Below are 19,934 nucleotides of genomic sequence, written 5' to 3'. Positions count from 1 at the left end.
CGGGTATTTTTTGCGGCGTCTAAGCGGATCAGGGCGTATTGTCGCAGGAACCCTGCAAGCTCGTTTGCAGCCGGCCGGCGCGTCCGGCCAAGGCGGGCTTCGGGGACGGAGCCGTGACCTGTAATAGAATACGGACCGCAAGGCGGGTTGGACGATCGCGGTGGATGCGAATCCATCGAGGAAGGTCCGGACTCCATAGGGCAGGGTAACGGCTAACGGCCGTCCGGTCGCGTCTTCGGGCGCGGTTGAGGAATAGGGCCACAGAGACGAGACTGCGAAGCGGGCGTGCTTGCACGCACAGGTACGGCCATCTCCGTATCGCGCCATTCGGCAACGAAAGGCGGCATCGCAGGGTGAAACGCGGCAACCTCTACCCGGAGCAACATCAAATAGGCATGCGTGCGGCCCTCGGGTCGCGAAGGGCGGCTCCGTCCAAGCATGCGGGTAGGTGGCTAGAGCGGCTCAGCAATGATCCGCGTAGAGGAATGATCGTCCGCCAGGGAAACCTGGTGTACAGAATCCGGCCTATAGACCCGTCTTGCATCGAATTCACACCATCGAGTTGACCAGGCCCCGCGCCTGGTCGCGCGGGTTCGTGACCGGCAGAACCGGCCGCGCCATTTTTTTGATGGCCGCGGGCCGTGCGCCGGGCGGGAAGCCTCGCCAGAACGGGCGATACGGCCCTTCGTAAAACAATGCAAAGTCATCCTTAGGCGCTACTTCTGAAGAAGGACTTGTAGAGTGTGCCGCAACCTCCTGATTTATTAGGGGGTTTTTCTTTTTGCGGTTTTACATATTGATCTAAGTCCTTGTTGTGATTGAAAAAATTGCAACCACGCGCTTGACCGCCCCTGTGCCATACCGTAGAGTGGGAAATAGTAGGAAATTGTGCAATTAAGTGGGGTAAAAGTGGTGTTTCAGGGAAGCAGCGCGCTCACGCTGGATGCCAAGGGACGGATCTCGATTCCGACCCGGCATCGTGACGCGCTCGTGTCGCAGGCCGATGGCCGGCTGACCCTGACCCGCCACCCCGACGGCTGCTTGCTGGTGTACCCGCGGCCGGAGTGGGAAAAGAAGCGCGAGCAGATCGCCGCCTTTCCCATGACGGCTCGTGCGTTGCAGCGGCTGTTGCTGGGCAACGCTCAGGACGTGGAACTGGATGGCTCCGGCCGGGTCCTGATCGCTCCTGAACTGCGCAACGCTTCCGGTATGACGCGCGATGTGATGCTGCTCGGTCTGGGCGCGCACTTCGAGCTGTGGGACGCCGCTACCCTGGCCAGCCGCGAGGCTGAGGACCTGGCCAAGGGTATGCCGGATGTGTTGAATCAGTTTTCGTTCTGAAAAATCTATGGAATTCGAACATCGGCCCGTTCTGCTGGAGCCGACGGTGGACGCACTCTTGCTGCCCGACTTCGGCGGCAAGGGCGCGACACGGTCGCACACGCAGACCGAGCCGGATACGGCTACGCGTGCGGAACGCGGCGTGTTTGTCGACGGCACTTTCGGCCGCGGCGGGCACAGTCGCGAACTGCTCGGGCGCTTGGGCAAAGACGCGCGTCTGGTGGTGTTCGACAAGGACCCCGAGGCGATCGCGGTAGCCCATGCGTTGGCGGCGGCGGACCCCCGGGTCACAGTGGTGCATGGCGGCTTTGCCACCATGGCCGAAGAATTGGAGCAGCTCGGCATCGGCAAGGTCGATGGCGTGATGCTGGATCTGGGCGTTTCGTCGCCTCAGATTGACGATGCCGAGCGCGGTTTCTCGTTCATGCGAGACGGCCCGCTCGATATGCGGATGGACACCACTCGTGGTCCCACGGTGGCGGATTGGCTGGCGCAAGCCAGTGTGGATGAGATGCGGGAGGTCATAGCGGATTATGGCGAAGAACGGTTTGCTTTTCAGGTTGCAAAGGCGATTGCTGCTCGCCGCGCAACAAGGCCGCTGCGCACCACGCTCGAGCTTGCCGAGTGCGTCGCCAGCGCCGTCCGCACGCGCGAAAAGGGGCAGCATCCGGCCACACGCACCTTTCAAGCTTTACGGATTTACATCAATCGGGAACTCGAAGAGCTCGCGCGCACCCTCGCGGCAGCTCTAGACCTGCTTGCCCCGGGGGGGAGGTTGGCGGTGATCAGCTTTCATTCGCTTGAAGACCGCATGGTCAAGCAGTGCATCGTGGCGGCGGCTCGGCCGGCTGCCGCGCATGCGCGCCTGCCCCTGCGCGAAAGTGAAATGCCCCAACCCGTCCTGCGTTCCCTGGGCCGTGTCCAGGCTGAAGACGATGAGGTCTCGGCCAATGCCCGCGCCCGCTCCGCTGTCCTGCGCGTTGCCGAACGCACCGAAACGCCGCTGCCCGCCGAGGGCGGCTTCGCGTTCGTGAAGATCGGCTCGCTGCCCGGCAGCGACCTGGCCCCGCCGCCTCGCCGCGGCGGCAAGGGGGGGCGGCGCTAATGGGTCGTGTCAACCTGATCATTGCGGCGTTACTGATGCTGTCGGCCATTTCCCTGGTCACCAGCCGGTATCAGTCGCGCCAGCTCTTTGTTGAGCTGGGACGTGATCAGGCCCAGGAACGCGACCTGGAAACCAACTGGCGCCGGCTGCAGCTTGACCGCGCCGAACTCGCCCGCAACGCGCGGGTCGATGTGATTGCGCGCGACGGACTGAAGATGATTCCCATCGTTCCGGACCGCACGCTGTACCTGAATCAGGCGCCCGTCTCCACGCCCGGAGGCGCGCAATGAAACGCGTTCCCTTCTTCGACAACCCCGTGCTGCGTGGGCAACTGCCCACCTGGCGCGCGCGTCTGGTGCTGATCCTGCTGTTCGGCGGGTTCACGGTGCTGGCGGGCCGCGCGCTGTTCCTGCAAGGGCTGTCGACGGAGTTCCTGCAGCAGCAGGGCGAACGCCGCTACGAACGCACGCTGACCCTGGCGGCCACGCGCGGCAAGATCATGGACCGCAACGGCGCGGTGCTGGCCTCCAGTGTGCCGGCGCGCGCCATCTGGGCCATTCCCGAAGACGCCAAGCAGGGCACGCCCGCGCAGATGGATGCGCTGGCCAAGCTGCTGGAAGTGCCGGTGGCCGATCTGCGCCACCGCCTGGTCGACGAAGACAAGAACTTCGTCTACCTGAAGCGCCAGGTCTCGATGGACGTGGCCGACAAGATCAAGCAGTTGGGCATGGCGGGCGTGCATCAGCAGCCCGAGACCCGCCGCTACTACCCGGACGGTGATGTGATGGCCCACGTGGTGGGCTTCAATAGCGTCGAAGACCAGGGCCAGGAAGGCGTCGAGCTGACGTTCAACCAGCAGTTGTCGGGCCGCCCGGGCAGCCGCCGCGTCATCAAGGACCGGCTGGGCCGGGTCATCGAAGACGTGCAGGCGGTGACGTTGCCGGTAGACGGCCGCGACTTGCGCCTGTCCATCGATACCCGCTTGCAGTACCTGGTGTTCAAGGAATTGAAGGACGCCATGGACAAGCACCAGGCCAAGGGCGCTACCGCCGTGGTCGTGGACGTGCAGACGGGCGAGATTCTGGCGCTGGCCAACGTGCCGACTTTCGATCCGAACAAGCGCGAAAGCTTTCACGGGTCCAAACTGCGCAACCAGGCGATCACCGATACCTTCGAGCCGGGCTCGATCATGAAGCCGTTCACCGCCGCGCTGGCGCTGGACCTGGGCCGCATCACGACGTCGACGCTGTTTGAAACCGGCAACGGCCGCTTCACCTACCAGGGCAGCACGATCAGCGACGTGAGCCGCAACGGCACGCTGGACGTGGCCGGCGTGCTGCGCAAGTCCAGCAATATCGGCATGACCATGATCTCCGAGAAGCTGGATTCCCGCGAGATGTGGGACCGCTTCACCGAGCTGGGCCTGGGCCAGGCGCCCCAGGTGGGATTTCCCGGTGCGGCGCCGGGCCGTCTGCGTCCGTGGGACCGCTGGCGCCTGATCGAAAAGGCGACGATGGCCTACGGCTACGGCTTGTCCGTGTCGCTGCTGCAGGTGGCGCGCGCCTATACCGTCTTCGCCCGCAACGGCGACATGGTGTCGCTGACGCTGGTCAAGCGCGACAGCGACCCCACCAGCGTCAAGATCTATACGCCGAAGACCACCGCCATGGTGCGCGCGATGCTTGAGGCCGCCGCCGGCCCCGAAGGCACGAAAGCCGCCCAGGTGCAGGGTTACCGCGTGGCCGGCAAGAGCGGCACCGCGCGCAAGATCGTCGACGGCAAGTACAGCATGCAGCGTTATCGGAGCTCGTACGTGGGCTTCGCTCCGGTGTCGGACCCGAAGATCGTGGTGGCCGTGTCCATCGACGAACCGACGGTCGGCGGTTATTACGGCGGCGCGATCGCCGCGCCCGTGTTCTCCCATATCGTGGGGGGGAGCCTGAGGCTGATGGGGGTGCGCCCGGACGCGCCTTTTGAATCCACGATTGTTGCTGGTCTCAAGGAGCCAGGCAGATGAGCGCCAAAGGCTTCCTCTCTTCCCCTGTCGCCACGGTTGCTGAAATCGTGGCGTGGTTGCATGCGCGCGTCTCGTTGACGGCGCACCTCAAGCTGGATTCGCGCGATATCGAGCCGGGCGATGTGTTTGTCGCCTGCCCGGGCCTGTCCAGCGACGGACGTCTCTATATAGATAAGGCGCTGGCGCTGGGCGCCAGCGCGGTGCTGTACGAAGCGCCGGCCAGCGAAGCCGTCCAGGCCGCCGGAGCCGACACGCCGATGTTGCCGGTAACCGGACTGCGCGCCCTGCTGGGCGAGCTGGCCGACACCTGGTACGGCCGTCCGTCCGCCGCGTTGGCGGTGGTGGCGGTGACGGGCACCAACGGCAAGACCTCGTCGGTGCAATGGATCGCGCATGCGCTGAGCCGCAACGACAAGCCTTGCGGCACCCTCGGCACCTTGGGCGCCGTGCTGCCCGACGGCCGCACGCTGGGCGGCGACCTGACGACGCCCGACGTCCTGACCGTGCACCGCACGCTGGCCGCGATGCGCGACGCCGGCGCGAAGGCCGTGGCGATGGAAGCGTCGTCGATCGGCATCGAGCAGGGCCGTCTGGACGGTGTGCGCATTGCGCTGGCCGCCTTCACGAACCTGACGCGCGACCATCTTGATTACCACGGCACGATGGAACACTACGAGGCCGCCAAGGCCCGCCTGTTCCGCTGGCCGGGCCTGACCGCCGCTATCGTCAACGCCGACGACGCGGCCGGACGCCGGCTGATCGCAAGCCTGCCCGCCGGCACGGGCGCGATGGGCTACAGCCTGAGCGATGCGCCCGAGATCCCCGCCGCGATGCGCGCGCGCGATCTTCAGGCCACGTCCCAAGGCCAGATCTTCACGCTGGTGTCGCCGCATGGCGAAGCCCAGATCGTGACGCGCCTGCTGGGCGCGCACAACGTGTCGAACCTGCTGCTGGTGGCGGGCGTGCTGTACAAGCTGGGCCTGCCGTTCGCGCAGATCGCACGCGAACTGGCCGCGACGGATCCGGTGGACGGCCGGCTGCAGACCGTGGAAACGGTGCCGGTCACGACTCAAGCCCACACGGGCCGCGGCCCGCTGGTGGTGGTGGACTACGCGCACACGCCGGATGCGCTGTCGCGCGCGTTGACCGCATTGCGCGCCGTGGCGGTTGCCCGCTCGGGCCGCCTGATCTGCCTGTTCGGCTGCGGCGGCGAGCGCGATCCGGGCAAGCGCCCGGAAATGGGCCGCATCGCGGCGGAACTGGCCGACCACGTGGTGGTGTCCAGCGACAATCCGCGCACCGAATCGCCGGAAGCGATCGTCCAACAGATTCTGGCCGGCATCCCGGAAGCGGCGCAGGCCGATGTCCAGGTCGACCGCGCACGCGCCATCATGCAGACGATCTGGGCCGCCTTGCCCGAAGACGTGGTGCTGTTGGCAGGCAAGGGGCACGAAACCTATCAGGACATCGGGGGCGAAAAGCTGCCCTTCGACGACCGCGAATGGGCGCGCCTGGCGTTGCTGCTGCCGCAGGTCAAGGGCGTGTCCACCGACACCCGCCGTATCGGCACGGGCGAATTGTTCGTGGCGCTGGTCGGTGAAAACTTCGACGCGCACAACTATCTGGACCAGGCCGAAGGCCGTGGCGCCTGCGCGGCGGTCGTGGCGCATGCCGTCGGCGACGCCAAGCTGCCGCAACTGGTGCTGGGCGACACCCGCCTGGCGCTGATGCGCATCGGCGCGGCATGGCGTTCGCAGTTCTCGCTGCCCGTGGTGGCGGTGACGGGCAGCAACGGCAAGACCACGACCAAGGAAATGATTTCGGCCATGCTGGCCGAGTGGCGGGGCGAGGCAGGTCGCTTGGCCACCGCCGGCAATCTGAACAACGATATCGGCGTGCCGCTGACGCTGCTGCGCCTGCGCCCCGAACATCGCGCGGCCGTTTTCGAGCTGGGCATGAATCATCCGGGCGAAATCGCGCAGCTGGCCGCCATGGCCGCGCCGACGGTCACGCTGGTGACGAACGCGCAGCGCGAACACCAGGAATTCATGCATACCGTGGAAGCGGTGGCGCGCGAAAACGGCGCCGCGATCGCGGCCCTGCCGGACGACGGCATTGCCGTGTACCCGGGGGACGAACCGTACTGCGCGATCTGGGACGCGCTGGCCGAACCGCGCCGCGTGCTGCGCTTTGGCCTGCAGCCCGGTCTGGACGTCTATGCGGAAAATATTCTTGCCGACGTGAGCGCCACGCGCTGCCGCGTCGTGACGCCGGTCGGAACGGCGGATCTGTCCCTGCCGGTGCCCGGTCTGCACAACCTGCGCAATGCGTTGGCCGCGATCGCCAGCGCCATCGCGGCGGGCGTGCCGCTGGACGGCGCGGTGCGCGCCCTGGCGGGATTTGTCCCCGTTGCGGGCCGCATGCAGCACAAGCAAATGGGTGACGGAACGTTGCTCATTGATGACACCTACAATGCCAACCCCGATTCGGTTCGTGTCGCCATCGACGTGCTGGGCCGCATGGCCGGCAAGCGCGTCCTGGTGTTGGGCGACATGGGTGAAATCGGGGACAACGGTCCCGCCTTGCATGCCGAGGCGGGCATCTACGCGCGCGAGCATGGGCTTGACGCGCTGGTCACGCTGGGCGAAGCCAGCCGGGCGGCCGCGGCCGCATTCGGAACTGGCGCGCACGCCTGCGCATCGGTAGACGAAGTGGTTGCCGCCTTGCGCGGTTTGCGCGCGTCCTGCGTATTGGTAAAGGGATCGCGCTTTATGCGCATGGAGCGGGTAGTGACGGCTTTTTCTTTGAATGACGGACAGGCGGCCAAGGGGCAGGGAGAGCACCATGCTGCTTGAGATCGCCCGTCTGCTTTCCGATGATGTGCGCGCGTTGGGCGTGTTCGAGTACATCACCTTGCGCGCCGTGCTGGCGTGCGCGACGGCGTTGCTGATCGGTCTCGTCGCCGGTCCGCGTGTGATTCGCAAGTTGACCGAAATGAAGATCGGCCAGGCCGTGCGTTCGTACGGTCCGGAAACGCATCTGGTCAAGACCGGTACCCCTACGATGGGCGGCGTGCTGATCCTGATCTCCATCGCCATCAGCACCTTGCTGTGGGCGGACTGGACCAACCGCTTCGTGTGGGTGGTGCTGCTGGTGACGTTCGGTTTCGGCTGGATCGGCTGGCGGGACGATTACCGCAAGGTCGTCTATCGCGATCCGGAAGGCATGCCCGCGCGCCAGAAGTTCTTCTGGCAGGCCACCATCGGCATGATCGCCGCGGTGTACCTGGCATTCGCCGTGTCGGCCCCCGCCAACACCGAACTGTGGCCGTTGTTCAAGGCCTGGGTCGGCAGCGGCTTCACGATGGCGTTGCCGACGCGCGCCGACTTGATCGTGCCGTTCTTCAAATCGGTGAGCTATCCGCTGGGCGTGCTGGGCTTCGTGGCGCTGACCTGGGCCGTGATCGTGGGCACCAGCAACGCCGTGAACCTGACCGACGGCCTGGACGGCCTGGCGATCATGCCGACCGTGATGGTGGGCAGCGCGCTGGGCATCTTCGCCTACGTGGTCGGCCGCGTGGACTATTCGAAGTACCTGCTGTTCCCGTATATCCCCGGCGCCTCTGAATTGATGGTGCTGTGCGCGGCGATCGGGGGCGCGGGCCTGGCATTTTTATGGTTCAACGCGTATCCGGCCCAGGTGTTCATGGGCGACGTCGGCGCGCTGGCGCTGGGCGGCGCGCTGGGCACCATCGCGGTCATCGTGCGCCAGGAGATCGTGCTGTTCATCATGGGCGGCGTGTTCGTGGTGGAAACGCTGTCGGTGATGATCCAGGTGACCTGGTTCAAGTACACGAAGCGACGTTATGGAACAGGTCGACGCATATTCCGCATGGCGCCGTTGCATCATCACTTTGAAGTGGGCGGCTGGAAGGAAACCCAGGTGGTCGTGCGTTTCTGGATCATCAGCATGATGCTGGTGCTGATTGGTCTCTCTACCCTGAAGTTGCGATGAATACGATGGAAACCTCCCGCGCTGACGCGCCGCTCGTCCTGATCCTCGGATTGGGCGAGACGGGTGTCGCCGCCGCACGCTGGTGCGCCCGCCTGGGCGCCCGCTTGCGTGTGGCCGACACGCGCGCCGAGCCGGGTGGATTGGCCGCGCTGCGCGAGGCGCTGGCGCAGAGCGACGTGGAATACCGCCTGGGTTGCGACGCGTCGTTCGACACGGCACTGCTGGATGGCGTGGATCAAGTCGTGCTGAGCCCCGGCCTGGCGCCGGCCCAGGCGCCCGCCGGCGATCTGCTGCGCGAAGCCGAGGCCCGCGGCATCGAAGTCGTCGGCGAAATCGAATTGTTCGCACGTGCGCTGGCCGACCTGGCCGACACGCGCGAGTACCGTCCGCGCCTGCTGGCGGTGACGGGCACCAATGGCAAGACCACCGTGACCGCGCTGACGCGCGACTTGATCGAGGCTAGCGGCCTGTCGGTCGTGGCGGCCGGCAATATCAGCCCCGCCGCCCTGACGGCGCTGATCGACGCGCTGGACAACGACGCGCTGCCGCAGGTCTGGGTGCTGGAACTGTCCAGCTTCCAACTGGAGACGACCCGTTCGCTGATGGCGGATGCAGCCGTCGTGCTGAACGTCACGCAAGACCATCTGGACTGGCATGGTGGCATGGACGCGTATGCGGCGGCCAAGGCGCGCCTGCTGAAGATGTCGCGCATCGCCATCGTCAACCGCGACGACCCGCTGACCGTGCGCATGGTGCAGACCGTGAACGCGTTGAACGTGCGCAGCTTCGGCCGCGACATGCCGGAGCTGGTGGGCGACATGGGCCTGGAACTCGGTCAGGGCGTGTCCTGGCTGGTGGCGGCCGAACCCAGCGATTTCGATGAACCTGCGCCGCCCGTGCGCAAGAAGAAGGACGCGCCGGAACCGGTGCGCGCCAACGGCCGCATGAGCCGCCTGATGCCGGTGGACGCCTTGCGCATCCGCGGCATCCACAATGCCTTGAACGCGCTGGCCGCGTTGCAGCTGGCGCGCTGCCTCGACCTGGGCTGGGGCGCCATGCTGCGGGCGCTGCGCGAGTACTCCGGCGAACCCCATCGCGCGGCCTTCGTGCGCCAGATCGGTGGCGTCGACTACATCAACGACAGCAAGGGCACCAACGTGGGCGCGACCGTCGCCGCGCTGGAAGGCCTGGGGCAACCCGTGGTGCTGATCGCGGGCGGCCAGGGCAAGGGGCAGGATTTCTCGCCGTTGATCCCGGTGGTGTCGCGCCATGCGCGCGCCGTGATGCTGATCGGCCTGGACGGGCCCGAGATCGGCCGCGTGCTGGCCCCGACCGGCGTCACTTGCGTCACCGTCGATTCGCTGCATGACGCCGTGCGCGGCGCGGCGGAACTGGCGCAGCCCGGAGACGCCGTGCTGCTGTCGCCCGCCTGCGCCAGCCTGGACATGTTCCGCAACTACCCGCATCGCGGGCAGGTGTTCGTGGAAGAGGTCGAAGACCTGGCCCGCGACCGTGGAGAGGTGGCATGAGCCTGATCGCCGACCTCACCGCCAGCGTCAATGCCGTACGGCCCGGCCGTACCAAGATGCGCAACTTCGATCTGCCGCTGGTCATCGCGGCGTCGACGTTGTTGCTGCTTGGCTTGCTGATGGTGTATTCGGCGTCGATTGCGCTGGCCGACGGTCCGCGCTATGCCTCCTATGGCCGCTACTACTTCGTGATCCGCCACGGCCTGTTCGTCAGCGCCGGGCTGCTTGCCGGCGCGGTGGTGCTGGCGATCCCGATCCGCGTCTGGCAACGCATGGCCGTGCCGCTGTTCGTGGTGGCGATGATCCTGCTGGTCGCGGTGCTGATCCCGGGCATCGGCCGCGAGGTCAACGGCGCCCACCGCTGGATTCCGCTGGGTCCGCTGAACTTCCAGCCTTCCGAACTGATGAAGCTGGCCGCGCTGCTCTACGCCGCCGACTACACCGTGCGCAAGCAGGAACACATGCAGGCGTTCGCCCGCGGCTTCCTGCCGATGGCGTTCGCGCTGGCTGGCGTGGGCATGCTGCTGCTGTTGGAGCCCGATCTGGGCGCCTTCATGGTGATCGTCGCGATCGCCATCGGCATCCTGTTCCTGGGCGGCATCAACGGCAAATACTTCAGCAGCCTCTTGGCCGTGCTGGTCAGCACCTTCCTGATGCTGATCTGGCTGTCGCCGTGGCGCCGCGCACGACTGTTCGCCTACCTGGATCCCTGGAACGAAGACAACGCCTACGGCAGCGCCTATCAGCTGTCGCACTCGCTGATCGCGCTGGGCCGCGGCGAATGGCTGGGCGTGGGTCTGGGTGCCAGCGTGGAAAAACTGCATTACCTGCCCGAAGCGCACACCGACTTCCTGATGGCGGTGGTGGGCGAAGAGCTGGGCTTTGCCGGCGTCATGCTGGTGATCACGCTATTCGCCATCATCGTCTACCGCGGTTTCGACATCGGCCGCCAGGCCATCGCCATGGAACGCACGTTTGCGGGCCTGGTCGCGCACGGCGTGGCCATGTGGTTCGGCGTGCAGTCCTTCATCAACATGGGCGTGTGCCTGGGGCTGCTGCCCACCAAGGGCCTGACCCTGCCGCTGATGAGCTACGGCGGTTCGGGCGTGGTGATGAACCTGTGCGCCCTGGCCATGCTGATCCGGGTGGACGTGGAAAACCGGGTCATGATGCGCGGGGGGCGGGTATGACCGCGGCCCGCACCATCCTGATCATGGCCGGCGGCACCGGCGGGCACATCATGCCCGGCCTGGCTGTGGCCGATGTGCTGCGCGAACGCGGCTGGCGCGTGCTGTGGCTGGGCAACCCCGACAAAATGGAAGGCAAGCTCGTGCCGCCGCGCGGTATCGAACTGGTGCCGTTGCGCTTCCAGGGCGTGCGCGGCAAGGGCGCGTCCGCCTTGCTGAAGCTGCCATTCCTGCTGTTGCGCGCCTTTGCCCAAGCGTGGTCGCGCCTGTCGGACGTGCGGCCCGACGTGGTGCTGGGCATGGGCGGCTACGTGGCCTTCCCGGGCGGCGTGATCGCCGCGCTGCGCGGCACGCCGCTGGTCGTGCATGAACAAAATGCCGTGGCGGGCACTGCGAACAAGTGCCTGGCCAAGATGTCGCGCCGCGTGCTGAGCGGATTCCCCGGCGTGCTGCCCAAGGGCGAAGCCATGGGCAACCCGGTGCGCGCGGACCTGTGCGAACTGCCGGACCCGGCCGTGCGCTATGCCGGCCGCACGGGCCCGCTGCGCGTGCTGGTCGTGGGCGGCAGCCTGGGCGCCCAAGCGCTGAACACGACGGTGCCGCAGGCGCTGGCGCGCCTGCCGCAAGACAGCCGGCCGATGGTCGTCCATCAGGCAGGCGAACAACATTTGCCCGCGCTGCAGCAGGCCTACGCCCAGGCGGGCGTGCAGGCCGATTGCCGCGCGTTCATCGATGACATGGCGGGCGCCATGGGCGACGCGGATCTGCTGATCTGCCGCGCGGGCGCCATGACGGTGTCCGAAGTGGCCGCGGCGGGCGTCGCCGCCCTGTTCGTGCCGTTCCCGCACGCCATCGATGACCATCAAACCGCCAACGCGCGCTTTTTGAGCGACGCGGAGGCCGCTTGGCTGCAGCCGCAGACCGCCTTGACGCCCGAGTGGCTGGCGGACTGGCTCGCCCAGCGCACCCGACAAGAACTCGAAGCCGTCGCCATCCGGGCCCGCGCGCATGCGCACCCGGAAGCGGCAGCCCATATCGCCGACGTCTGTGAACAAGCAGCGGGGCGTTCATCATGAAACACAGAATTCAACATATCCATTTCGTAGGCATCGGCGGCTCGGGCATGAGCGGCATTGCCGAAGTGCTGCTCAACCTGGGCTACACGATCAGCGGGTCCGACTTGAACGAGTCGGCCGTGACGCGCCGCCTGGCAAGCCTGGGCGTGAACATCGCGATCGGCCATGTGGCCAGCAATGTCACGGGCGCGGGCGCCATCGTGACGTCCACCGCTGTCGCGGGCGACAACCCCGAAGTGATCGCGGCCCGCGCGTCGCGCATCCCGGTGGTGCCGCGCGCCATCATGCTGGCCGAGCTGATGCGTCTGAAGCGCGGCATCGCGGTGGCCGGCACGCACGGCAAGACCACGACGACCAGCCTGGTGGCCAGCGTGCTCGCCGCCGGCGACCTGGACCCTACTTTCGTGATCGGCGGCCGCCTGAATTCGGCCGGCGCCAACGCGCGGCTGGGGCAGGGCGATTACATCGTGGTCGAGGCCGACGAGTCCGACGCGTCGTTCCTGAACCTGCTGCCGGTGATGGCCATCGTGACCAACATCGACGCCGACCACATGGACACCTACGGGCACGATGTGGCGCGCCTGAAGAGCGCGTTCATCGAATTCACGCAGCGCCTGCCGTTCTACGGCAGCGCCGTGCTGTGCTCAGACGACGCCAACGTGCGCGAGATCATGCCTTTCGTGTCGCGTCCCATCACGACATACGGTTTGAATGAAGACGCGCAGGTGCGCGCCTATGAAGTGCGGCCGGAAGGCACGCGCATGCGCTTTAACGTGCAGCGCACGCACCGCGACACGCTGCTGCCGCCGCTGCAGGTCGAGCTGAACCTGCCCGGCCTGCACAACGTGCGCAACGCGCTGGCCGCGATTGCCGTGGCGACCGAACTGGGCGTGGCCGACGACGCGATTTGCGACGCGCTGGCCGCGTTCAAGGGCGTGGGCCGCCGCTTCACGCAGACGGGCGAATTTCCCGTGCCGGCCAGCCATGGCGGCGGCACGTTCACGGTCATCGACGACTACGGCCATCACCCGGTCGAAATGGCAGCCACCCTGGCGGCGGCGCGCGGCGCATGGCCCGACCGCCGCATCGTGCTGGCGTTCCAGCCGCACCGCTACACGCGGACCCGGGATTGCTTTGAAGATTTCGTGCGCGTGCTGGGCACGGCCGACGCCGTGCTGTTGACCGAGGTCTATGCCGCCGGCGAACCGCCCCTGGTGGCGGCCGACGGCCGCGCCCTGTCGCGCGCCTTGCGCGTAGCCGGCAAGGTCGAACCGGTTTTCGTCGAAGACGTGGCTGAACTGCCCCAGGCGGTGGTGGACTTCGTGCGCGACGGCGACGTGGTGATTGTGATGGGCGCGGGGTCCATCAGCAAAGTCCCCGCCCAAGTAGGAGAACTGGCATGAGCACGCAATTCGGCAAAGTGGGTGTTCTGTACGGCGGTCGTTCCGCCGAACGCGAAGTGTCGCTGATGTCTGGCAAAGGCGTGCAGCAGGCGCTGGCAAGCGCCGGCGTGGACGCGCACCTGTTCGACACGGGCGAACGCAGCCTGGCAGAGCTTGCCGCCGAAGGGTTCGACCGCGTGTTCATCGCCCTGCATGGCCGCTATGGCGAAGACGGCACGATCCAGGGCGCCCTGGAACTGCTGGGCATTCCCTATACCGGCAGCGGCCCGATGGCCTCGGCGCTGGCCATGGACAAGACCATGACCAAGCGCTTGTGGTTGCAGCATGGCCTGCCCACGCCTGAATTCGAAGTGCTGGATGCCGACACGGAATTGCGCCTGGTGCCCGACCGCCTGAGCCTGCCGCTGATCATCAAGCCGCCGCATGAAGGCTCGACCGTCGGCATCACCAAAGTCGTGGGCTATTCGGACATGAAGGACGCCTACGCCGCGGCCGCCCGTTTCGACAGCGAAGTGCTGGCCGAGCAGTTCATCACCGGCCGCGAGCTGACGGTGGCCGTGCTGGGTTCCGGCAAGGCCGCGCGCGCGCTGCCCGTGATCGAGATCGCGGCGCCCGGCGGCAATTACGACTACGAACACAAGTATTTCTCGGACGACACGCAGTACTTCTGCCCGGCCACGTTGCCGCCGGAAGTGGCTGAAGAAGTCTCCGCGATCGCCGTCAAGGCGTATCGGGCGCTGGGTTGCGAAGGCTGGGGTCGCGCCGACTTCATGCTGGACCGCGACAACCGCCCGTGGCTGCTTGAAATGAATACTTCGCCTGGCATGACCAGCCATTCCCTGGTGCCCATGGCCGCGAAGGCCGTGGGGATCAGCTACGCCGAACTGTGCGTGGCGATTCTGTCCGAGGCCTCGTGCAAAGTGCGCGAAGCCTCCCGTAACGCTTGACCTGGATAATCCGTGTGGAACGACGCTCGCACTACCAACCTGATCGCCAACACGCTAGCCGTGCTGGCGGTTTGCGCCATGCTCCTGGCGGGCGTGGTGTGGGTTGCGCAGCGCCCGTTCTTCACGCTGTCGGCCATCGAGCTGGAGTCGATGCCGGACACCGAGCTGCACTATGTGTCGCCGGGGGCGGTGAGGGCGGCGATCGCCGGCCGCTTCAAGGGCAACTTCTTCACGGTGGACCTGGACGACGCGCGCGAGATCTTCGAATCGGTGCCGTGGGTGCGCCATGCCACCGTGCGCCGGATCTGGCCCAATGTGCTGCGCGTCCGGATCGAGGAACAGCAGCCGCTGGCGCTGTGGAACGAGAACCAGATGATCAACACCTGGGGCGAAGCGTTCACGGCGAACACGGGCGAGGTGGACGACGAAACGGTGCTGCCGCAGTTCTCCGGGCCCGAGGGCACGGAACCGCTGGTCGTGCAGCGCTACGCAGAATTGGCGCGCTGGTTCGCGCCGCTGGACATGCATGTCAAACAGTTGGAACTGAGCCCGCGCTATGCCTGGCGCGTGGTGCTGTCCAACGGCATGATGCTGGACCTGGGCCGCGATCCGGGCGCCGATGCGCCGGACCCGCATGGTTTGCCCGGCGCGCTGCCGTTCGCGGCTCGCATTCAACGCTTTGTGCAGGCTTGGCCCGCCGTGTCGGGGCGCCTGGAAGGGCGCACCATCACGCAGGCCGACTTGCGCTATCCCAATGGTTTCGCCCTGGCGCTGGCTCCGTTGCCCGCGTCGGAAGCCAAATCCAAATCCATACCGAAACCTCCCAAGAAACGCTAACGCCATGACCCGTGACATCAAGGACCTTATCGTCGCCCTCGATATCGGCACCAGCAAGGTGGTGGCTGTGGTGGCTGAAATTTTGCCCGAAGGGCGATTCGAAGTGCTCGGCCTCGGCCAGCACGAATCGCGCGGCATGCGCAAGGGCGTGGTCGTCAACATCGAGACCACTGTGAATTCCATTCAGCGCGCGCTTGAAGAAGCCGAGCTGATGGCAGATTGCAAGATTCGCGACGTCTACACCGGCATTGCCGGCAGCCATATCCGCAGCTTCAACTCCAGCGGCATGGTCGCTGTGAAGGACAAGGAAGTCACCGCCACCGACGTTGCCCGCGTCATCGAGACCGCCAAGGCGGTGAACATCCCGACGGACCAGCAGGTGCTGCACGTGCTGACCCAGGAATTCATCGTCGACGGCCAGGAAGACATCCGCGAGCCCATCGGCATGAGCGGCCTGCGCCTGGAAGTGCGCGTGCACATCGTGACGGGCGCGGTCAGCGCCGCGCAGAACATCGTCAAGTGCGTGCGCCGCTGCGGCCTGGAAGTGCAGGACCTGATCCTGCAGCCCCTGGCCTCCAGCCTGGCCGTGCTGACCGCCGACGAGAAGGAACTGGGCGTCGTGCTGGTCGACATCGGCGGCGGCACGACCGATGTCGCCATCTTCACCGGCGGGGCGATCCGCCACACCGCCGTGCTGCCGATCGCCGGCGACCAGATCACCAACGACATCGCGGCCATGTTGCGCACGCCGACGCCGGACGCCGAAGAGATCAAGCTGCGCTACGGCGTGGCCAAGCAGGTGCTGGCCAGCCCGGACGAGTCCGTGGAAGTGCCGGGCCTGGGCGACCGCGGTCCGCGCCAGGTCAAGCGCCAGGCGCTGGGCGCCGTGATCGAGCCGCGCGTGGAAGAACTGTTCACGCTAGTGCAGCAGGTCGTGCGCGATTCCGGCTACGAAGACTTGCTGGCCTCGGGCGTGGTCCTGACCGGCGGGTCGGCGCAGTTGCCCGGCATGATCGAACTGGCCGAGGACGTGTTCCTGAAGCCGGTGCGCGTGGCGGTACCCGAGTACGAAGGCAGCCTGGCCGACGTGATGCGCAATCCGCGCTTCTCGACGGTGATGGGCTTGCTGCAGGAAGCGCGCATGCAACGCGTGCGCGGCCGCAAGGTCGCGGCGCAGACGGGCAATTTCAAAAGCCTGCTGGCGCGCATGAAGGAATGGTTTATGAATTAAAGGGTGCAGGTTGGGGCCTGCTCCTTGGTGCGATCCGTGGCGGTATTGCGGGGAACACCAGAAAGAGGAGGCGTCTCAAACCCGTGGCGGACCTATGTAGTCGGCGTCGGCTTTGAGGCGATTCACAAAAGATAGGCTGTTGGGGAATTTTTGTGATTTGCAAAATCGGACTTGTGAGGGAGTCATCATGATGAACTTTGAGATGCTTGAGAACAACACCAAAGGGACCGTAATCAAGGTCGTTGGTGTGGGCGGTGCGGGCGGCAATGCCGTCGCGCACATGATTCGCAACGGCGTGCACGGCGTGGATTTCATCTGCGCCAACACCGATGCGCAAGCGCTGGCGGCAACCAATGCCCCGGTGCAGATTCGTCTGGGCCGTACCGGCCTGGGCGCGGGCGCCAAGCCCGAGCAGGGACGCGCGTCGGCTGAAACCGCGCGCGAGGAGATCCGTGCTGCGCTGAACGGCGCGCACATGGTCTTCATCACCGCCGGCATGGGCGGTGGCACCGGCACCGGCGCAGGTCCGGTCGTGGCCGAAGTGGCGAAGGAACTGGGCATCCTGACCGTAGGCGTGGTCACCAAGCCCTTCACCTTCGAAGGCAACAAGCGCCTGAAGATGGCCGAGGACGGTATCTCGGAATTGGCCAAGCACGTGCATTCGCTCATCGTGGTGCTCAACGAGAACCTGTATGAGTTGATGGACGAGGACGCGACGCAGGAAGACTGCTTCCGTTCGGCCGACGATATCCTGCACAACGCGTGCGCGGGCATCGCCGAAATCATCAATGTCGAAGGCAACGTCAACGTCGACTTCGAAGACGTCAAGACGATCATGGGCGAGCAAGGCCAGGCCATGATGGGCACGGCATCGGCATCGGGCGCTGACCGCGCACGCGTCGCCGCCGAGCACGCCATCGCTTGCCCGCTGCTGGAAGGCGTGGACCTGAACGGCGCTCGCGGCGTGCTGGTCAACATCACCGCCAGCCGCTCGCTGAAGATGCGCGAAACGCGCGAAATCATGGAAACGATCCGCAGCTACGCTTCGGACGACGCGACCGTGATCTTCGGCACCGCCTACGACGAGACGATGGGTGAAAACCTGCGCGTGACCGTGGTGGCAACTGGCCTGGGCCGTGCGCAAGCGCGTCCGCAACTGGTTCAGAACACCGCTGAAGTGCTCCGCACCGGTACCGACAACATGCCCATGGGCACGATGCCGGCCGGCCAAGGTGGCGATTACCGCAATCTGGACATGCCGTCGGTCATGCGCAATCCGCGCAGCCAGGCGTCTGCCCAGGTGCGTGCGCTGGAAAGCTCGGGCATGGATCATTTCGACATCCCGGCATTCCTGCGCAAGCAGGCGGATTGAACCAGAGAGCCGGTCACAGGCTCTAAGCGCACTCCCTCATCTCCGGCTTGCCTGTCCCCGCGGGCAAGCCGGAGGCGGAGCGGTCCGTGTTTCCCTTGCACGGTTCCAATAAGGGACGGAGGTATCGGTCGATCCCGCGCGCCGGATGGCGTCAAGGGTCGGACAGCGTTACAATACGTCAGTTACGCCGGCAATCTGTTCTCTTCGTGCCGGCTTCCTGGCTCTAACACCCAAGTCTCATGTTCCGACAGCGCAGCATTCAGAATCTAGTCCGCACGACAGGCGTCGGCGTCCACTCCGGACGGCGGGTAGAACTCACCCTGCGTCCGGCGCAACCCAATACTGGCATCGTTTTCCACCGCGTGGACCTGCCGCAGGTCGTTGACTTGCCCGCGCAAGCTACTGGCGTGGGCGATACGCGCATGGCGTCCGTCCTGCAACAGGGCAATGTCCGCGTCTCCACGGTGGAGCACCTCATGTCGGCGCTTGCCGGCCTGGGTATCGACAACCTGCATATCGACCTCACTGCCGAAGAAGTCCCCATCATGGACGGCAGTGCGGCAACGTTCGTTTATCTGTTGCGCTCGGCGGGCATCGTCGAGCAGAACGCGCCCAAGCAATTCATCCGCGTCAAAAAGACGGTGGAAGTGCGCGAAGGCGAAGGCCGCAACGAGAAATGGGCCCGCCTGGAACCCCATGAGGGCTACGCGCTGGCGTTCTCGATCGACTTCCGCCATCCCGCCATCGACTCCACGGCCAATTTCGCCGAGATCGATTTCGCCACGCATTCGTACGTGCGCGAAATCGCCCGTGCGCGCACCTTCGGGTTCGTGAACGAAGTGGAAGCCTTGCGTTCGATGGGCCTGGCCCGTGGCGGCAGCCTGGACAACGCCATCGTCATGGACGAGTACCGCGTGCTGAACAGCGACGGGCTGCGTTACGACGATGAATTCGTGAAGCACAAGATCCTGGACGCCATCGGCGACCTGTATCTGTTGGGCAAGCCCCTGGTGGCGCGCTATGTGGCGTGCAAGTCGGGCCACGGCCTGAACAATCAGCTGGCCCGCGCGCTGCTTGCTCAGCAAGACGCCTGGGAACTGGTCACCTATGAATCGCAGGAAGAGGCGCCGCAGGCGTTTCGCCACGAGTGGAAGCTGGCCTGACGCCAGGCTTTCCCGGAACCTGAATACCGGGGCCCGTCCCCGATCGCTTCAGGTTCCTGCTTAAGGATGGCGCTGGCCGCCATCTCTCCCAAGCAAAAGTCGCCATCCGGTTGCAAACCATCGGGCCATCCGCCCGAGAACTTGGTTTCGCTTCGTTTCCGGGCGCCTCCGGCGCCGGACAAGTCCGGTTTGTTTCAGCTACTCTTGTGATGCCTCAAGAGCTTGGCGACCGCGTCGGCCAACGGGCCGGGGCGCAGGTTGTCGCGTAGCGTCTCGAACGCGCCCAGGGCCTTGTCGCCCAAGGGTTGCGCCTCTTTGGGAGGGCGTGGCTGACGGGCGCCGGGCTTCGGTAACCCCGCTTGTACCTTGACGGCAATTTCGTTAAGGTTCCAGCCTTGGTCGGCCAAAGCACGCGCGATGCGCGGCGCCAATTGACGCATCTTGGCGGCATGGGCGGCACTGGGCACCACCAGATGCAGGCACTGGTTTTCCAGTTTGCCCACCTGGCAGACAGCACCCAGCGGGGCGGGCAGAACCGCCGCCACCGCATACTGAATTTGCAAGTGCTTGCGGGCAGTCGCCAGTACCCCGGCGCCCCGCATGTCATGACCCAGCCATCCCAGTGCGGTATTTTCTTTCCGCCGGCTGGAACCGGAACGTTGACGGGTTGAAGCAGGTCTATTCATCCCGGCTCTAAAGAATTAGGAAGCAA

General features: G+C 65.9%; 16 protein-coding genes and 1 other RNA gene. 16 read left to right on the top strand and 1 reads right to left on the bottom strand.

Annotation, left to right across the window (positions count from 1 at the left end; genetic code table 11):
• Nucleotides 1-139 precede the first annotated feature (139 nt).
• From rnpB to lpxC, 16 genes are all read left to right on the top strand, one after another.
• Nucleotides 140-544, top strand: an RNA gene (gene rnpB / locus A9973_RS14225) — RNase P RNA component class A.
• A 368-nt stretch (nucleotides 545-912) separates the two neighbouring features.
• Complete coding sequence (gene mraZ, locus A9973_RS14220; RefSeq protein WP_057287234.1) at nucleotides 913-1,341, top strand: division/cell wall cluster transcriptional repressor MraZ; 429 nt, start codon at nucleotides 913-915, stop codon at nucleotides 1,339-1,341.
• A 7-nt stretch (nucleotides 1,342-1,348) separates the two neighbouring features.
• Entirely contained in the window at nucleotides 1,349-2,446 is a 1,098-nt protein-coding gene (gene rsmH / locus A9973_RS14215; protein WP_183014393.1) for a 16S rRNA (cytosine(1402)-N(4))-methyltransferase RsmH, read from the top strand.
• Nucleotides 2,446-2,736, top strand: a complete 291-nt coding sequence (gene ftsL, locus A9973_RS14210; RefSeq protein ID WP_169273345.1) for a cell division protein FtsL — start codon at nucleotides 2,446-2,448, stop codon at nucleotides 2,734-2,736. Before rsmH ends, ftsL begins: the two co-directional genes overlap by 1 nt.
• The gene (locus tag A9973_RS14205; protein ID WP_183014392.1) at nucleotides 2,733-4,463 is read left to right on the top strand and encodes a penicillin-binding protein 2; all 1,731 of its coding nucleotides are present in this window, start codon (nucleotides 2,733-2,735) and stop codon (nucleotides 4,461-4,463) included. Before ftsL ends, A9973_RS14205 begins: the two co-directional genes overlap by 4 nt.
• A complete protein-coding gene (gene murF, locus A9973_RS14200; protein WP_183014391.1) occupies nucleotides 4,460-7,318 on the top strand; it encodes a bifunctional UDP-N-acetylmuramoyl-L-alanyl-D-glutamate--2,6-diaminopimelate ligase MurE/UDP-N-acetylmuramoyl-tripeptide--D-alanyl-D-alanine ligase MurF in 2,859 nt (952 codons plus the stop codon). Before A9973_RS14205 ends, murF begins: the two co-directional genes overlap by 4 nt.
• Nucleotides 7,308-8,477, top strand: a complete 1,170-nt coding sequence (mraY, locus tag A9973_RS14195; protein WP_105555524.1) for a phospho-N-acetylmuramoyl-pentapeptide-transferase — start codon at nucleotides 7,308-7,310, stop codon at nucleotides 8,475-8,477. Before murF ends, mraY begins: the two co-directional genes overlap by 11 nt.
• Nucleotides 8,474-10,006 (top strand): UDP-N-acetylmuramoyl-L-alanine--D-glutamate ligase, encoded by a 1,533-nt coding sequence (gene murD, locus A9973_RS14190; RefSeq protein WP_183014390.1) that lies wholly within the window; start codon nucleotides 8,474-8,476, stop codon nucleotides 10,004-10,006. Before mraY ends, murD begins: the two co-directional genes overlap by 4 nt.
• On the top strand, nucleotides 10,003-11,196 hold the full coding sequence (gene ftsW, locus A9973_RS14185; protein WP_175177523.1) for a putative lipid II flippase FtsW: 1,194 nt from the start codon (nucleotides 10,003-10,005) through the stop codon (nucleotides 11,194-11,196). Before murD ends, ftsW begins: the two co-directional genes overlap by 4 nt.
• Nucleotides 11,193-12,269, top strand: a complete 1,077-nt coding sequence (murG, locus tag A9973_RS14180) for an undecaprenyldiphospho-muramoylpentapeptide beta-N-acetylglucosaminyltransferase (protein WP_183014389.1) — start codon at nucleotides 11,193-11,195, stop codon at nucleotides 12,267-12,269. Before ftsW ends, murG begins: the two co-directional genes overlap by 4 nt.
• Nucleotides 12,266-13,672, top strand: a complete 1,407-nt coding sequence (murC, locus tag A9973_RS14175) for a UDP-N-acetylmuramate--L-alanine ligase (protein WP_183014388.1) — start codon at nucleotides 12,266-12,268, stop codon at nucleotides 13,670-13,672. The genes murG and murC overlap by 4 nt, the downstream gene beginning before the upstream one ends.
• Nucleotides 13,669-14,619, top strand: a complete 951-nt coding sequence (locus A9973_RS14170; protein WP_183014387.1) for a D-alanine--D-alanine ligase — start codon at nucleotides 13,669-13,671, stop codon at nucleotides 14,617-14,619. The genes murC and A9973_RS14170 overlap by 4 nt, the downstream gene beginning before the upstream one ends.
• A gap of 12 nt (nucleotides 14,620-14,631) precedes the next feature.
• Nucleotides 14,632-15,456 carry a cell division protein FtsQ/DivIB gene (locus A9973_RS14165; protein ID WP_183014386.1) on the top strand — a complete coding sequence of 275 codons (825 nt, stop codon included), beginning with the start codon at nucleotides 14,632-14,634 and terminating at the stop codon, nucleotides 15,454-15,456.
• A 4-nt stretch (nucleotides 15,457-15,460) separates the two neighbouring features.
• Entirely contained in the window at nucleotides 15,461-16,687 is a 1,227-nt protein-coding gene (gene ftsA / locus A9973_RS14160) for a cell division protein FtsA (RefSeq protein WP_006217473.1), read from the top strand.
• Nucleotides 16,688-16,874: 187 nt separating this feature from the next.
• Complete coding sequence (gene ftsZ, locus A9973_RS14155; RefSeq protein WP_035213763.1) at nucleotides 16,875-18,059, top strand: cell division protein FtsZ; 1,185 nt, start codon at nucleotides 16,875-16,877, stop codon at nucleotides 18,057-18,059.
• Nucleotides 18,060-18,298: 239 nt separating this feature from the next.
• Complete coding sequence (gene lpxC, locus A9973_RS14150; protein ID WP_183014385.1) at nucleotides 18,299-19,222, top strand: UDP-3-O-acyl-N-acetylglucosamine deacetylase; 924 nt, start codon at nucleotides 18,299-18,301, stop codon at nucleotides 19,220-19,222.
• Between the two features lie 194 nt (nucleotides 19,223-19,416).
• On the opposite strand, the gene A9973_RS14145 is transcribed toward lpxC, so the two are convergent.
• Entirely contained in the window at nucleotides 19,417-19,824 is a 408-nt protein-coding gene (locus tag A9973_RS14145; RefSeq protein WP_183014404.1) for a DciA family protein, read from the bottom strand.
• Nucleotides 19,825-19,934: the final 110 nt, after the last annotated feature.

The organism is Achromobacter sp. UMC46 (genome assembly GCF_014170335.1).
Lineage (GTDB): Bacteria > Pseudomonadota > Gammaproteobacteria > Burkholderiales > Burkholderiaceae_B > Achromobacter.
The sequence above is the reverse complement of the archived record's forward strand: the minus strand, read 5'-3'. Positions and strand labels throughout refer to the sequence as shown.